This is a genomic window from Paenilisteria newyorkensis (assembly GCF_000766145.1).
GTDB lineage: Bacteria > Bacillota > Bacilli > Lactobacillales > Listeriaceae > Listeria_A > Listeria_A newyorkensis.
Genome location: NZ_JNFB01000040.1, coordinates 169,338 through 184,642, shown reverse-complemented (window position 1 = coordinate 184,642; position 15,305 = coordinate 169,338). Strand labels below are relative to the sequence as shown.

Here is a 15,305-nt window from a genome sequence, read left to right as displayed (position 1 = left end):
GTCGAAGTTAAGCTTTTCAGCGCCGATGGTAGTAGGGGGCTTCCCCCTGTGAGAGTAGGTCGTCGCCGGGCAATGTACATATTTTGAAAACACTAAACGATATAAGGTTTGGTGTTTTCTTTTTTTGAGAGCTAATTCTTTGCAATTAGGCTCTTTTTTTTAGTATAATTAAAGTCAAAAATAGTCAAAGTCAGTGCAATGAAAGGAGTGCATCCTTATGAAGAATATATCGGATATTATTGAGGCTTATTTGAAACAGGTTCTGGAGGCAAGTGAGGCTGTTGAGATTAAGCGGAGCGAGATGGCGGATCAGTTTCAATGTGTGCCTTCGCAGATTAATTATGTGATTAATACGCGCTTTACGATGGAACGTGGTTATTTGGTTGAGAGTAAGCGTGGTGGTGGTGGCTATATTAGGATTATTAAGGTGAAGATGAATGATAAATTACAGTTGTTAGATGCCATTATTGTGATGGTGCATGAGAAGAAGGTGTCGCAGAACTTTGCGGAGGATGTTTTACTCAGATTGTTGGAGGAAGAGGTTGTTTCGAAGAGAGAGGCGCGTTTGATGCTGGCTGCGATGGATCGGAATGTGATTGCATTACCTTTACCGGAGCGTGATATTATTCGAAGTCGGATGCTTGAGGCGATGCTTGAGGCATTGAAATACGAGTAGGAGGCGTTTTATGATTTGTCAGAGTTGTGGGGAGAATGAGGCGAATATTGAAATTAGGCATGAGTTTAATGGCCAGACTTTCTCGGTATTTTTGTGTAAGGGGTGTGCGGAGGCGCAGAGTATGGCTTATATGGAGGAGCAGGTGGCTGAGAATAGTGTGGACTTCTTGAGTTTATTGCAGAAGACGCCGGAAAAAGATGTCGAGATGCTGGAGTGTGAGTATTGTGGGATGTCTTTACAGGCGGTGATGGATTCTTCTAAATTAGGCTGTGAGCATTGTTATGGTAAGTTTGCGGAGAATGTGATGCAGATGGTGGAGCGGGCTCAAAATGGGAATAAGGGGCATGTTGGGAAGGTTCCGCTGGCTGAGAAGGAAGTTTTGGCGGTGGAGGAGCAGTTGCGGGTTTTGCAGGACCGGATTGTTTCACTGGTTGCTGAGGAGGCTTTTGAGGAGGCTGCGGTTGTTCGGGATCAGATTAGGGCTTTGAAAGAGGATGGAGCTGGTTTGGATGGGGAATGAGCATTTATTTGAGCCAGTGCTGAGTTCTTGGTTGAAGTCGGACGGGCCGGAGAGTGATGTTGTAATTAGTTCGCGAGTGAGGTTGGCTCGGAACTTTAAGGACTGGAATTTTTCTGGGGCTGGTTTGGAGCTTTTGGAGCGGGTTCGTGAGGTGTTTGGTGATGATGAATTTCCGCTTTTGGAGATGGGGGATTTGTCGTTGTTGCAGCGCGGGATGTTGGTGGAGCGGCACTTGATTAGTCCTGAGATGATGCGTCGGCATGAGTTTGGTGCGGTGATGATTAGCGAGGATGAAAAGGCGAGTGTGATGTTTAATGAGGAGGATCATATTCGGATTCAGTGTTTGGCGCCGGGGCTTCAGTTGGAGCAGGTGTTGGATGCGGCTTTTAAGTTGGATGATGCGTTTGAGGGGAAAATGCCTTATGCTTTTGATAAGCGGTTGGGGTATTTGACGACGTGTGTGACGAATGTTGGGACGGGTCTGAGGGCTTCTGTGATGGTGCATTTGCCGGGATTGGTTGCAACAAAACAGTTACAAAAAACGATAGAAGCGATTAGAAGGTACGGTTTTGTGGTAAGAGGAATGTATGGGGAGGGAAGTCGGCCTGCGAGCAGTATTTTTCAAATCTCAAACCAGGTGACATTGGGGAAGACGGAGCTGGAGATTGTGCAGGATTTGTCGGATGTGATGGAGCAGGTAATTATGCAGGAACGGGTTTGCCGAACCAAATTGAAACAAAAATTCCATATTGTGATGGAGGACAGAATTTTCAGAGCATATGGGATGTTGAAACATAGTCGGATATTGGCGCAGAAAGAGGCTGCGGACGCTATTTCTGATTTGCGGCTGGGTGTGCAGATGGGATATATTGAGCATATACCTAGTCAAAAGGTCAATGAACTGATATTATTTTCGCAACCAGCTTTTTTACGAAAGTTTGCGCAGCGGGATATGAATGAATTGGAAGAAAAAGTGATTCGGGCTGCGGCTATCCGAGAAATTTTGGATACATACTAGGCTTCGAAAATTAGAGGAGGAAACTACCATGATGTTTGGGAGATTTACACAAAGAGCGCAGAAGGTATTGGCTTTGTCACAGGAAGAGGCTATGAGATTGAAACATAGCAATTTGGGAACGGAACATATTTTGTTGGGATTGGTTCGTGAGGGTGAGGGTATCGCTGCGAAGGCGTTATATGAGCTTGGAATTAGTTCGGACAAGGTGCAAAAGGAAGTAGAGAGTTTGATCGGCGAGGGTGAGACTGCTGTTCAAACGATTCAATATACGCCGCGTGCGAAAAAAGTGATTGAGTTGTCGATGGATGAGGCGCGGAAACTTGGTCATACGTATGTTGGGACGGAGCATATCTTGCTTGGCCTGATTCGTGAGGGTGAGGGTATTGCGGCTCGTGTGCTTGGAAATCTGGGTGTGAGCTTGAATAAGGCGCGTCAACAGGTATTGCAATTGCTTGGTGGCGGGGACGGGGCGGCTTCTGGTCGTTCGACGAATACGCAAGCGACGCCGACTTTGGATAGCTTGGCGCGGGACTTGACGGTGATTGCACGGGAAGAGAATTTGGATCCTGTGATTGGGCGTTCGAAGGAGATTCAGCGTGTGATTGAGGTGCTCAGTCGCCGGACGAAGAATAATCCGGTTTTGATTGGGGAGCCTGGTGTTGGTAAAACGGCGATTGCGGAAGGGTTGGCGCAACAAATTGTGCATAATGAGGTGCCGGAGACGTTGCGCGGGAAACGTGTGATGACGCTCGATATGGGAACGGTTGTCGCTGGAACGAAATATCGTGGTGAATTTGAAGATCGCTTGAAAAAGGTGATGGACGAGATTCGCCAAGCTGGGAATGTGATTTTGTTTATTGATGAATTGCATACGTTGATTGGTGCTGGTGGCGCGGAAGGTGCGATTGATGCGTCGAACATTTTGAAACCTTCGCTTGCTCGTGGTGAGTTGCAATGTATTGGTGCGACAACGCTAGATGAGTACCGGAAGTATATTGAAAAGGATGCTGCGCTTGAAAGACGTTTCCAACCGATTCGTGTCGAGGAGCCAACTGTGGATGAGTCGATTCAAATTTTGCGGGGGCTTCGGGATCGTTATGAGGCGCATCATCGGGTTGCGATTACGGATGCTGCGGTTGAGGCTGCGGTTAGATTGTCGGATCGTTATATTTCGGATCGGTTCTTGCCAGATAAAGCGATTGACGTGATTGATGAGGCGGGTTCAAAGGTGCGTTTGAAGGCTTATACAACGCCGGCAAATGTGAAGGAAATGGAATCGAACTTGGCTGAATTGAAAAAAGAGAAGGACGCGGCGGTGCAAGGTCAAGAGTTCGAGAAAGCTGCGTCATTGCGTGATAAGGAACAGCGGTTAAGACGTGAGCTTACGGAGAAGAAGAAGGATTGGCATGCGAAACAAGGTCAGGATAATAGTGAGGTAACGGAGGAGATTGTTGCTGAGGTTGTGGCAAGTTGGACGGGTATTCCGGTTACGAAGCTAGGCGAGACGGAGACGGATAAATTGTTGAATATGGAGTCTTTACTTCATAAGCGTGTAATTGGTCAAGAGGAAGCTGTTAAGGCGGTTTCTCTAGCTGTGAGACGTGCGCGTGCGGGGCTTAAGGATCCGAAGCGTCCGATTGGTTCGTTTATCTTCTTAGGACCTACTGGTGTTGGTAAGACGGAATTGGCGCGAGCGGTTGCTGAATCGATGTTTGGTGATGAGGAAGCGATGATTCGGATTGATATGTCGGAGTATATGGAGAAATTTTCGACGGCGCGTCTTGTTGGGGCTCCTCCAGGCTATGTTGGTTACGAAGAGGGCGGCCAGTTAACGGAGAAAATTCGCCAAAAACCTTACTCGGTTGTACTTTTAGATGAGATTGAAAAAGCGCATCCTGATGTGTTTAATATGTTGTTGCAAGTGCTCGATGATGGGCGTTTGACGGATTCTAAGGGGCGGGTTGTGGATTTCCGAAATACGGTTATTATTATGACGTCGAATATTGGGGCTCAGGAGCTGAAGGATGATAAGTCGGTTGGCTTCAACGTTTCTGATATGACGAAGGACCATAAGGCGATGCAGCACCGGATGTTGCAGGAGCTTAAAAAGGCATTCCGTCCTGAGTTTATTAACCGGATTGATGAATCGATCGTTTTCCATTCGCTGGATGATAAGGAATTGAAACAAATCGTGACATTGCTTACGGAACAGTTGACGAAGCGTCTTGGCGAGCGCAATATCCATGTGAGTTTGACGGAGAGTGCGAAGGCTAAAATTGCGAAGGATGGTTATGATCCGGAGTATGGTGCGCGTCCGTTGAAACGGGCGATTCAGAAAAATGTCGAGGATCGTTTGTCGGAAGAGTTGTTGCGTGGAACGGTTAAAGTTGGTGATACGGTCGTGATTGGGACTAAAGCTGGTGAATTAACGGTTCAGGTGAAGGAGAAAAAGAAAGCAGCGATTCCTAAGAAGAAAACGACGACAACAGCTACGAAGGCAAAAGCGAAGGCGAAACCTAAAGCAAAGACGGCTAAGCCTGCTAAATCGGAGTGAGTGAAATTTTGAAAAGTGATGGGAATCTGAAACTGGGTTCTCATCGCTTTTTTATTCTTTTTGCTTGTGTTGGAGTGGACTTTAAGGTTTATACTTGATGAGATGAAATAACTTTTTTGGAGGGGAATATAGATGGAGTATGTGAAATTTGGGAATACGGGTATGGATGTTTCGCGGATTTGTTTGGGTGCGATGGGATTTGGTGATGTGGAGAAGTGGACGCATAAGTGGGTTTTGGATGAGGAGCGTAGTCGGCCGGTGATTAAGAAAGCGCTTGATTTAGGGATTAATTTTTTTGATACGGCGAATATTTATTCGATGGGTGAGAGTGAGAACATTCTTGGGCGTGCGCTGAGGGATTATGCGAATCGGGATGATATTGTGTTGGCGACGAAAGTGCATCAGATTATGCGTCCTGGGCAGCCGAATGGTGGCGGGCTTTCTCGGAAGGCAATTTTGAGTGAGATTGATCATAGTTTGGAGCGGTTGGGGACGGATTATGTGGATTTGTATATTATTCATCGTTGGGATTATGATACGCCGATTGAGGAGACGATGGAGACGCTGCATGATGTGGTGAAGTCGGGGAAGGTTCGGTATATTGGGGCGAGTGCGATGTATGCGTGGCAGTTCCAGAAGGCGCAGCATGTGGCGGAGCGCAATGGTTGGACGAAATTCGTTTCGATGCAGAATCATTATAATATGATTTATCGGGAGGAGGAGCGTGAGATGGTGCCGTTTTGTCGGGATGAAAAAATTGCGTTGACGCCGTATAGTCCGCTTGCTTCTGGTCGTTTGACGCGTGATTGGTCGGAAACGAGTCTGCGTTCGGAGACGGATCAGGTGCAACATTCGAAATATGATGGGATGATGGAATCGGATCGTGGAATTGTGGAGCGATTGGCGGAAGTTGCGGTGAATCATGGTGTGACGCGGGATAAGATTGCGCTCGCTTGGTTGTTGAATAAGGATCAAGTCGTTGCGCCGATTGTTGGTGCACAAAAAGAAAGCCATCTCGAGAGTGTGGTGGCTGCGCTTGATATTGAGTTGACGCTTTCTGAGATGCGTTATTTGGAGGAATTGTATGTACCGCATCCTTTGGTTGGACTGATTCCAGATCCGAAAAGCGTTTTGTGACCTTTCCTTACTTTAATTATAGCATGAAAAAAAGTAATAATATAGACTGTTTATTCCTAAAAATTACTGCTAGAATGAAGCGTATAGTAACGGCGAGGAGAGATGTATGATGGGTGAATTGGTTCTCGGTTTTCAGGAGATAGAGGAGTCGCAGCTTTTTTTAGTTGGTGGAAAAGGATTGAATCTGAGTAAACTAGCAAAAATGGACGGGATTCGTGTGCCGGAAGGTTTTTGTGTTACAACGGTGGGATTTCAGAAGACTGTTGATGAAAATGAGCGGTATCATGATTTAGTGGGGCGTTTGGATTCGCTCCGTGTGGATGATCGAGAGCAAATTGGCGAAATCAGCGGCGAGATTCGGGAGCTTATTGTCGGGTTAGAGATTCCTCTGGATATTTCGCGAGCTGTGACGGATTACATTTCTAAGTTTGGCGCGGAGCATGCGTATGCGGTTCGTTCTAGTGCGACGGCGGAGGATTTGCCTTCTGCTTCTTTTGCGGGGCAGCAGGATACGTATTTGAATGTGATTGGTGTGGACGCGATTTTGCAGCATATTAGGAAGTGTTGGGCGTCTTTATTTACGGATCGGGCGGTTATTTATCGGATGCAAAATGGGTTTGATCATCGGGGTGTTTATTTGTCGGTGGTCGTTCAGCGGATGGTTTTTCCAGAGGCTTCGGGGATTTTGTTTACGGCTGATCCGATTACTGCTGACCGAAAAGTGGTGTCTGTTGATGCGAGTTTTGGATTGGGGGAGGCGCTGGTTTCTGGATTGGTTTCGGCGGATTCTTACCGGGTGCGTGACGGTGCGGTTATTGAAAAGGTGATTGCGACTAAGAAGCTGGCTATTTATGGACTCGTGGCTGGTGGGACAAAGACGCTGGAATTGGATGTGGCGCAGCAGCGGATGCAAACGTTGACGGAGGCGCAGATTTTGGAATTGGCGCGGATTGGGCGGTTGGTTGAGGCTTATTTTGGGTGCCCGCAGGATATAGAGTGGTGTTTGGTCGGGGATGATTTTTATATCGTGCAAAGTCGTGCGATTACGACGTTTTATCCGATTCCGGAGGCGGGGGATCAGGGGAATCATGTGTACGTGTCTGTTGGGCATCAGCAAATGATGACGGATGCGATGAAGCCGCTAGGTTCGGATTTTTATTTGATGACGACGCCTGCGCCAATGTGTGTTGCTGGTGGACGATTGTTTGTTGATATTACGGGGATGTTGGCGACTTCGGCGGGGCGTGATAATTTGGTGAATAATTTGGGGCAGTCGGATCCGTTGATGAAAGATGCGTTTGAGACGATTATAGCGCGTGATTTTATTAAGGCTGTGCCGGGTGATGTGGCTGCGCCGAGTGTTGACGTGGAGGTTTCTGACGTGTTTGAGGCGCGGATGGAAAATGATCCGGAGGTTCCGGCGGCGTTGATGCGGGATAGCGAGGCTTCGATTGCGGAGTCGGCGCGTGAAATGGAGACGAAATCGGGGACGGATGTTTTTGATTTTATCGTGGCGGATTTTCAGGTGTTGAAGCAGTATTTGATGGATCCTCGGAGTAGCGCGGTTTTCATGACGGCGATGGAGGCTTCGGCTTGGCTGAATGAAAAAATGGAGGCGTGGCTGGGTGAGAAGAATGTGGCGGACGCGATTTCTCAGTCGGTGCCGAACAATATTACGTCGGAAATGGGATTGGCGTTGTTGGATGTTGCGGATAGGATTCGGCCGTTTCCGGAGATTGTTGCGTATTTGCGGGATGTGACGGAGGAGGACTTTTTGGCTGAATTGGAGCGTTTTGATGGTGGGTCGGAAGTCGTGGATACGATTCAGGATTATCTCCGTAAATATGGGATGCGTTGTGCGGGCGAGATTGATGTGACGAAAGCGCGCTGGATGGAGAAGCCGACGACGCTGATTCCGATGATTTTGAGTAATATTAAAAACTTTGAGGCTGGCGCGAGTGTGGAGAAATTTGAGCAAGGTCGGCGCGAGGCTTTGGACAAAGAGCGGAATGTTTTAGAGCGGTTACGCGTTTTGCCGGATGGTGCGTGGAAGGCGGGTGAGACGGAGCGTGTGATTGGTCTGATTCGGAATTTTATGGGCTATCGGGAGTATCCAAAATATGCGATGATTAGTCGGTATTTTATTTATAAGCAGGCGTTGATGCGGGAGGCTCGGAAGTTAGTGGAATTGGGGATTCTTCGTGATAAGGAGGATGCGTACTATCTTCATTTTGAGGAGTTTCGTGATGTGGTTGCGACGCGTGACGTGGAATATCGGGTAATTGAGGAGCGTAAGGTTGCACATGAAGTGTATGAAAAACTGACGCCGCCGCGGATTATTACGTCGGATGGAGAGGTTATTTCGGGTAGTTATGCGCGTGAAAATATGCCAGAGGACGCGATTGTTGGATTGCCGGTTTCGGCGGGGACTATTGAGGGGCGTGCGTGGGTTATTTTGAAGATGGAGGATGCGGATTTGGAGGCTGGCGATATTTTAGTCACGGCTTTCACGGATCCTAGTTGGACGCCGCTTTTTGTGTCGATTAAAGGACTGGTTACGGAAGTTGGCGGGGTCATGACGCACGGTGCGGTGATTGCGCGGGAGTACGGATTGCCGGCAGTTGTTGGCGTGGAAGGGGCTACAAAACTGATTCAAGATGGACAGTGGATTCGTGTGCATGGAACGGAAGGTTATATTGAGATATTGTAAAAATGGGAGGCGTGATTGCCTTCTTTTTTTGCGCGAAAACGGGAGAATCAGGCTTGGAAATGGAATTTTGATGTTGGGTGATTTTTGTGGTGGGAAGTGTGGTAGAATAGGGACAGATATGAAATTTGGAAGGTGATTTTTAAAATGGCAAAAGCGAAGCGTAGTGTGAAATTTATGTGTCAGGAATGTGGATATGAGTCGCCGAAATGGATGGGGAAATGCCCGAATTGTGGGGCTTGGAATCAGATGGTGGAGATGCTCGAGCCGACGAAAAAGGGGCGCTCATCGTTTACGCATACGGATGAAGCGGCTGTGCCTATTACGAAAATTACGAGCGATAATGAACCGCGGTTTTTGACGCAGATGCCGGAGCTTAATCGGGTGTTGGGTGGCGGGGTTGTGCAGGGTTCGATGGTGCTTGTTGGTGGGGATCCGGGAATCGGGAAATCGACGTTGTTGCTACAGGTTTCGGCGCAGTTGACGACGACGGGAAAACGGGTGCTTTATATTTCTGGTGAGGAATCGGTGAAACAGACGAAGTTGCGGGCGGAGCGGTTGCTTGTGACGGGGGATAATTTGTATGTGTACGCGGAGACGAATTTGGAGGCGATCCAGCAGACGATTCAGCATGTGAAGCCGGATTTCGTGATTATTGATTCGATTCAGACGGTGTATCATCCGGATGTGACGAGTGCGGCGGGAAGTGTGTCGCAGGTTCGAGAGTGTACGGCGGAGTTGATGCGAATCGCGAAGGGCGGCAATATCGCGGTATTTATCGTGGGACATGTGACGAAGGAAGGCGCGATTGCTGGGCCCAGGATGTTGGAGCATATGGTGGATACAGTGCTTTATTTTGAAGGCGAGCGGCATCATGCGTACCGAATTTTGCGGGCGGTGAAGAACCGGTTTGGATCGACGAATGAGATCGGGATTTTTGAAATGCGCGATATTGGATTGGTGGAAGTCGCGAATCCGTCGGAGGTTTTCTTGGAGGAACGGCTGGACGGGGCTTCGGGCTCGACGGTGGTTGTTTCGATGGAGGGCACGCGGCCGATTTTGGTGGAGATTCAGGCGCTTATTTCACCGACGATGTTTGGGAATGCGAAACGGATGGCGACGGGGATGGATCACAACAAGGTGTCGCTGATTATGGCGGTGCTTGAGAAGCGGGTCGGTTTGTTGTTGCAAAATCAGGATGCTTATTTGAAGGCGGCTGGCGGTGTGAAACTGGATGAGCCGGCGATTGATTTGGCGGTGGCGGTGAGTATTGCATCGAGTTATAATGATAAGCCTACGAAAAGTACGGATTGTTTTATCGGTGAGATCGGCTTGACTGGTGAGATTAGACGGGTGTCGCGGATTGAACAACGCGTGCAAGAGGCTGCGAAATTAGGCTTTAAGCGGATCTTTATTCCGGCGAACAATCAAGGGGAGTGGAAGCTGCCGAAAGATGTGAGTATTATTGGGGTGACGACGCTTGGAGATGCTCTGAGTAAGGCGTTGCCGAAGTAATTTTAGCTGAAATTTAAATATATTATTATACTTCGAAATATGAAAAAGGCTCCTGTTGTTTACAGGTGTCTTTTTGTCGTGCATATAATTTATCAAAGTTCATGAAGTTGTCACAAAACTAGAGCCAGAAGTATAAATATAGAGAAAAGGGGTCGTAGTACTAAAAATATGTATATGTTATGTTTAAATTGTTACATAGAATAATTTATGGATGGAGCGAGCGATTATTATGGTTTTGATTAATGTAAAAGATATAGGCGCCGTTGGGGATGGGGTAGCAGACGATACAAGTAAAATTATAGAAGCGATAAGCATGCTACGTAAATCTTCGTGGACGGGTCTAGAGGGTGGAGGTACTCTGTTCTTTCCGGCAGGGAAATACAGAGTCACAAAAACGATACGATTTGTGAATCATGGTATAGAAATAATCGGAGAACAGGCGGTAAATACGTTAATAATTCCTAGTAATAATTTTGTTGGAGATACTGTATTTGATTTCGCTTTTAATGGTGATGAGACGGAATGGAATTGGAGCTATATACGAAATATTAGAATTCGCAATCTTGGTTTTTTGGGGAAAGAAAGTTCTGTATTAGCTAATCCGCCAGATATGATTCGAATGGATAAAGGCTATGACTTAAATAGGTTTGAGAGTTTATATTTTGAAGATATTTTTAGTACAGCTATAAAATTAATTAATACTATTGGTGTGTCCCCAACGGAAACTGTGGGGCAAGGAACTACTATTCAAGACCTAATGATAATCAATAAGACGGAGAAACTTTCTAAGGCTACAAAACCACTCATTTCAATGGAGAATCAGAATGAGTGTTATCTAAATACAATTAAAATATTAGCTGGTGATAAAAGCTGGTCTGAGTATCCTAAAAGAACAGGCCTACAATTAGCAGGTTGTCAAGGCATCACATTACAAGCCAACTCATTTTCAATCATGAGTTCTCCCGCCATTTTGATTACTACTGCTAAAACGAATTATCAAACGCAATGTAAAGGTATATTTATTGGATCAAATACATTTGAAGATATTAAGGAAGAGGCCATCAGCATACTGGGGGAGCCTGATATTACGACGAGTGGTGGAGAGATATTACGATACAATAAAATGGAGAATGTAGTTATATCTGAAAATAGGCATTATGGTCTGAGAGGAGAATATCCAATTAAGGTAAATTATGCCGTGGATATCATCATTCGTGACAGCGTTCCTATTACATTGGGAAGTGAGGCTAGGAAAACACTTATTTATAATAATCAGGCACAAAATATTTTAGATAAAGGAGTCGCTACAATTATTTACGGTGCTTTTGATGATGGTTCTTCTCAGAATTGGACGGTTCAAAATGATGTTTTATTAAATAAAGTGAATCCAGGCATTACACTTCAAGAAAAAGCGGCAAATCAAAAGTTTATATTAAAAACTGGCTATAAAGGCGTTGCAAAATATGGTTTCGACTTTAAACACATCCATAGTAATGGTCAAGAAGCTTCCATACTGGCTTGGAAAGATATTGTTTTGTCTATCGACTTCATGTTTAAGATGAATCCTAGAACTGCACTTCCAGCAGCAAAAGAAGATAAACAAGGCTCACTTTGTTTTATAAAAGCAGATGCTACAAAAGGTGAAACGAAAGATTCTTTATATATTTGTATGCAAGATGGTGGAGTAGGTATTTATAAATGGAACAAACTCATGTGAGGGAAGTGGAGTAATGGCTCAACGACTGACTTGGATAGATAATTTAAAAGCGTATGGGATAATTTTAGTTGTTATTGGTCATTCTATTGTACTGTCAGCAGATTATGCATACACGGGGTTACTGATGAAACTGATTTATTCTTTTCATATGCCATTGTTCTTTTTTATCTCAGGATTTTTATTCCGTGGGAAAGGGACGGGGAATTATTTTTAAAAAAAATGGATGACTTTGCTTGTTCCGTATTTTGTGTTTCAGATTATTTCTGTGGTTTTTATAAATAGTTTTTATTATGTTACAACGGGGCAATTGGAACGGGATCCTTTAAGTACGTTGCTAAGTATTTTCTACTTGAATGGTAGTGTTGGATGGAATGCGCCGTTATGGTTTTTAGTGGTTTTATTTATCCTAGATGTGTTGTATTATTTCTTTAGTAAGTGGAGCAAACGCGCGGGGATACAAATGCTACTTGTTTTGTTGAGCTGTATAGTTGGCTGGTTGCTGAGTGAGACGGGTATCAAATTCCCATTTGGATTGCAGATTGTGTTTTCTTGTTTTCTGTTTTACTACTTAGGAAACATGACGAAGAAGTATAAGGTGTTAAAATTATTATCAAGAAACTTGGGCGTGTATACGTTGATTGTAACGTTAGCTGGGAGTTTTCTCGTTGGAAGTATGTTCTGGCTTAACGGGTCAAGGCTTGTCAGTATGTATGATAATTATTTTGGGACGAATTATGTGCTTTTTGTATTAACTGCTTTAAGCGGAATTGTGTTTTCTGTATTGCTTTTTCAAATGGTACAGGAAACGGGCATTTTTACGATATTTGGAAAAGAGGCTATTATTCTCCTTGGAACGCAGTATTTTGTTTTACTGGGGTTTGATACGGTTTGCAGAATGATTGGCATCTATTCGCCGGTAGTGTATTATTTGATTATAAAAGTAGTTTTTATTGTAGCGGGATATATGATGAGCTTATATATATGGGAGAGAATAAGGTCGAGGCGAGAAGTTGTGATGAAATAGAATACTGTTTCTTTAGTGATGCGGAATCTGGAAAATGATTTTGTGTCACTATTTTTGTGAACTTTACAGGGCCTTTTATTTTCTACTCGTTTTAATTGCCGTAGGGGCTTTAAGTAGTGTAGAATGAAGGGGTATGAACATAAATAGAAAGATCGGAAAGGAGGAGAAATAATGCTGAAATGGGTAATTAGAATTTGTTTTATGATTATTGGCGGTACGATCGGCGTGATTAGTTTGCCTGAACTTTGGGAAGCTGTTGGTGTGGATCATATTTTTGTCATTAATAATCCTTATACAGACGCTTTGGTTGGTGCACTTATATTTTATCTTATTACTTTTTGGGCGGTGAAGTATGTTGTTGCTGCTCTGAACTGGTTGGAGAATGGGCTTACGAGCACTTCTAACACAGTGATTATTTATGGCGGTCTGGGGCTTATGATTGGTTTAGTGCTTGCTTTTTTTGCGGGAAATGCATTGACGCAGACAAAAATTCCGATTTTGAATTCGGTTGTGCCGATTATTTTGACGCTGGTGCTTGGGTATTTGGGCTTCCGGGTTGGGATTAGTAGGCGCGCGGAATGGGGCAACTTATTTGCGAATCGTGGTGTGAAGAAGAAGACTCCTGAGGAAGTGAAGGAAGAGGCTACGGCGGCGCGTGAGTATAAGATTCTGGATACGAGTGTCATTATTGATGGCCGGATTGCGGACATTTTGGCAACAGGATTCCTTGACGGGACGATTGTGATTCCGTTGTTTGTTTTGGCGGAGTTGCAGCATATTGCGGATTCGTCGGATACATTGAAGCGGACGCGTGGTCGTCGTGGTTTGGATATTTTGAACCGATTGCAAAAAGAGGAATCGATCAAGGTCGAGATGTATGAGGGCGATTTTGAGGAGATTTCGGAAGTCGATAGCAAACTTGTGAAACTGGCAAAAGTGATGCAAGGGAAAGTCGTGACGAATGATTATAACTTGAATAAGGTTTGTGAGTTTCAGAATGTCGCGGTTTTAAATATTAATGACTTGGCGAATGCGGTGAAACCTGTCGTGTTGCCGGGTGAGAAGATGACGGTTCTCGTTGTGAAGGACGGTAAGGAGCACAATCAAGGTGTGGCTTATTTGGATGATGGCACGATGATTGTTGTTGAGGATGGTCGCAAGTTTATTAATGATACGATTCAGGTGGAAGTAACAAGTGTGTTGCAGACTTCTGCTGGTCGGATGATTTTTGCAAAACCGGCTTAATTTGGACTTTAGGAGTAATGCTAGATGAAATATGAATTGATTCTTTTGGCCGCGGGTCAGGGAAAACGGATGGAATTGGGACGGAATAAAATGTGGCTGGAACTTTCGGGGCATGTTTTGTTTTTGCATACGATTCGGACGTTTTTAGAGGATGATGCTTGTTGTCGAATTGTCGTTGTGGTCAAGGAAGATGAGCTTGCGTATGTGCAGGAAATGGTTAATGCGCTTCATGTGGAAAAGGAGATTTTGATTGTGATGGGAGGCTCGGAGCGACAGTATAGTGTGGCGAAGGGGCTTGCGGAATGTGGTCAAATGGCGGACGTTGTGTTGGTGCATGACGGGGCGCGGCCTTTTGTGGATCAGGCGATGATTGATCGGTTGTTGGCGGACGTTGCTGTGCATGGCGCGACGATTTGTGGGATGCCTGTGAAGGATACGATGAAACGGGTGCGTAATGGTATGGTGGAAGAGACGATTGACCGCTCGGTGTTATGGCAAGTGCAGACACCGCAAGCTTTTCGGACGGAAATTTTGAAGCAGGCGCACGAAATTGCGGCAGCCGCGGAATTTTTAGGAACGGATGAGGCGAGTTTGGTGGAACGGCTTGGTGTGACGGTTCATATGGTTGAGGGCAGTTACAATAATATGAAGGTGACGACGCCAGAGGATGTTGCTTTTGCGGAAGCGATTTTGCAGGAGAAATGGAGGAATCGGGTATGATTCGAGTGGGGCAAGGGTATGATGTGCACCAGTTAGTGGAAGGCCGCAAGTTGATTATTGGCGGGATTGAGATTCCGTATGAAAAAGGTTTGCTGGGACACAGTGACGCAGATGTGTTGTTGCATACGGTGACGGACGCGGTGATTGGTGCGGTTGGCAAACGTGATATTGGTCATTTTTTCCCGGATACGGATATGGCTTATAAGGATGCGGATTCGGCGGAATTGTTGCGTGTTGTTTGGGCGGAGATTGAGGCGGATGGCTATAAGTTGGGCAATATTGATTGTACGATTATAGCGGAGAAACCGAAAATGGCGCCTTATGTGGACGCGATGAAAGCTCGGATTGCGGAGTTGCTGCACGCGACGCCGGAACAGGTGAACGTGAAGGCAACGACGTCTGAAAAATTAGGATTTACAGGGCGTGGCGAAGGAATCGCAAGCCTTGCTGTTGTACTTTTAGAAAAATAAAG

At 45.6% G+C, this 15,305-nt stretch carries 11 protein-coding genes, 1 rRNA gene and 1 pseudogene; all 13 read left to right on the top strand.

Features of this window, described 5'->3' with window-relative positions; translation table 11 throughout:
• Positions 1–71 (top strand): 5S ribosomal RNA (gene rrf, locus EP58_RS17905); the annotation flags it as partial.
• Positions 72–217: 146 nt separating this feature from the next.
• Entirely contained in the window at positions 218–676 is a 459-nt protein-coding gene (locus tag EP58_RS14255; RefSeq protein ID WP_036094421.1) for a CtsR family transcriptional regulator, read from the top strand.
• Between the two features lie 10 nt (positions 677–686).
• The gene (locus EP58_RS14250) at positions 687–1,196 is read left to right on the top strand and encodes a UvrB/UvrC motif-containing protein (protein ID WP_036094418.1); all 510 of its coding nucleotides are present in this window, start codon (positions 687–689) and stop codon (positions 1,194–1,196) included.
• A complete protein-coding gene (locus EP58_RS14245) occupies positions 1,186–2,214 on the top strand; it encodes a protein arginine kinase (RefSeq protein WP_036094417.1) in 1,029 nt (342 codons plus the stop codon). The genes EP58_RS14250 and EP58_RS14245 overlap by 11 nt, the downstream gene beginning before the upstream one ends.
• A gap of 28 nt (positions 2,215–2,242) precedes the next feature.
• On the top strand, positions 2,243–4,768 hold the full coding sequence (locus EP58_RS14240) for an ATP-dependent Clp protease ATP-binding subunit (protein ID WP_052165061.1): 2,526 nt from the start codon (positions 2,243–2,245) through the stop codon (positions 4,766–4,768).
• 132 nt (positions 4,769–4,900) lie between these two features.
• Positions 4,901–5,905 (top strand): aldo/keto reductase, encoded by a 1,005-nt coding sequence (locus tag EP58_RS14235; RefSeq protein ID WP_036094415.1) that lies wholly within the window; start codon positions 4,901–4,903, stop codon positions 5,903–5,905.
• A gap of 109 nt (positions 5,906–6,014) precedes the next feature.
• On the top strand, positions 6,015–8,615 hold the full coding sequence (gene ppsA / locus EP58_RS14230) for a phosphoenolpyruvate synthase (RefSeq protein ID WP_036094414.1): 2,601 nt from the start codon (positions 6,015–6,017) through the stop codon (positions 8,613–8,615).
• Positions 8,616–8,759: 144 nt separating this feature from the next.
• A complete protein-coding gene (gene radA, locus EP58_RS14225; RefSeq protein WP_036094413.1) occupies positions 8,760–10,127 on the top strand; it encodes a DNA repair protein RadA in 1,368 nt (455 codons plus the stop codon).
• A 211-nt stretch (positions 10,128–10,338) separates the two neighbouring features.
• Positions 10,339–11,844, top strand: coding sequence for a glycosyl hydrolase family 28-related protein (locus EP58_RS14220; RefSeq protein ID WP_077917931.1), 1,506 nt, complete (start codon positions 10,339–10,341; stop codon positions 11,842–11,844).
• A gap of 13 nt (positions 11,845–11,857) precedes the next feature.
• Positions 11,858–12,868 (top strand): annotated as a pseudogene (locus tag EP58_RS14210) (acyltransferase family protein).
• 171 nt (positions 12,869–13,039) lie between these two features.
• Positions 13,040–14,113, top strand: a complete 1,074-nt coding sequence (locus tag EP58_RS14205) for a PIN/TRAM domain-containing protein (protein ID WP_036094407.1) — start codon at positions 13,040–13,042, stop codon at positions 14,111–14,113.
• A 24-nt stretch (positions 14,114–14,137) separates the two neighbouring features.
• Positions 14,138–14,833 (top strand): 2-C-methyl-D-erythritol 4-phosphate cytidylyltransferase, encoded by a 696-nt coding sequence (ispD, locus tag EP58_RS14200; protein WP_036094406.1) that lies wholly within the window; start codon positions 14,138–14,140, stop codon positions 14,831–14,833.
• Positions 14,830–15,303, top strand: a complete 474-nt coding sequence (ispF, locus tag EP58_RS14195) for a 2-C-methyl-D-erythritol 2,4-cyclodiphosphate synthase (protein WP_036094404.1) — start codon at positions 14,830–14,832, stop codon at positions 15,301–15,303. The genes ispD and ispF overlap by 4 nt, the downstream gene beginning before the upstream one ends.
• The last annotated feature ends 2 nt before the right edge of the window (positions 15,304–15,305 follow it).

Bases quoted from the DNA above. Each gene is read 5' to 3' on its own strand.
- EP58_RS14255 (WP_036094421.1), top strand. From the start codon at position 218: ATGAAGAATATATCGGATATTATTGAGGCTTATTTGAAACAGGTTCTG.
- EP58_RS14250 (WP_036094418.1), top strand. From the start codon at position 687: ATGATTTGTCAGAGTTGTGGGGAGAATGAGGCGAATATTGAAATTAGG.
- EP58_RS14245 (WP_036094417.1), top strand. From the start codon at position 1,186: ATGGGGAATGAGCATTTATTTGAGCCAGTGCTGAGTTCTTGGTTGAAG.
- EP58_RS14240 (WP_052165061.1), top strand. From the start codon at position 2,243: ATGATGTTTGGGAGATTTACACAAAGAGCGCAGAAGGTATTGGCTTTG.
- EP58_RS14235 (WP_036094415.1), top strand. From the start codon at position 4,901: ATGGAGTATGTGAAATTTGGGAATACGGGTATGGATGTTTCGCGGATT.
- ppsA (WP_036094414.1), top strand. From the start codon at position 6,015: ATGGGTGAATTGGTTCTCGGTTTTCAGGAGATAGAGGAGTCGCAGCTT.
- radA (WP_036094413.1), top strand. From the start codon at position 8,760: ATGGCAAAAGCGAAGCGTAGTGTGAAATTTATGTGTCAGGAATGTGGA.
- EP58_RS14220 (WP_077917931.1), top strand. From the start codon at position 10,339: ATGGAGCGAGCGATTATTATGGTTTTGATTAATGTAAAAGATATAGGC.
- EP58_RS14205 (WP_036094407.1), top strand. From the start codon at position 13,040: ATGCTGAAATGGGTAATTAGAATTTGTTTTATGATTATTGGCGGTACG.
- ispD (WP_036094406.1), top strand. From the start codon at position 14,138: ATGAAATATGAATTGATTCTTTTGGCCGCGGGTCAGGGAAAACGGATG.
- ispF (WP_036094404.1), top strand. From the start codon at position 14,830: ATGATTCGAGTGGGGCAAGGGTATGATGTGCACCAGTTAGTGGAAGGC.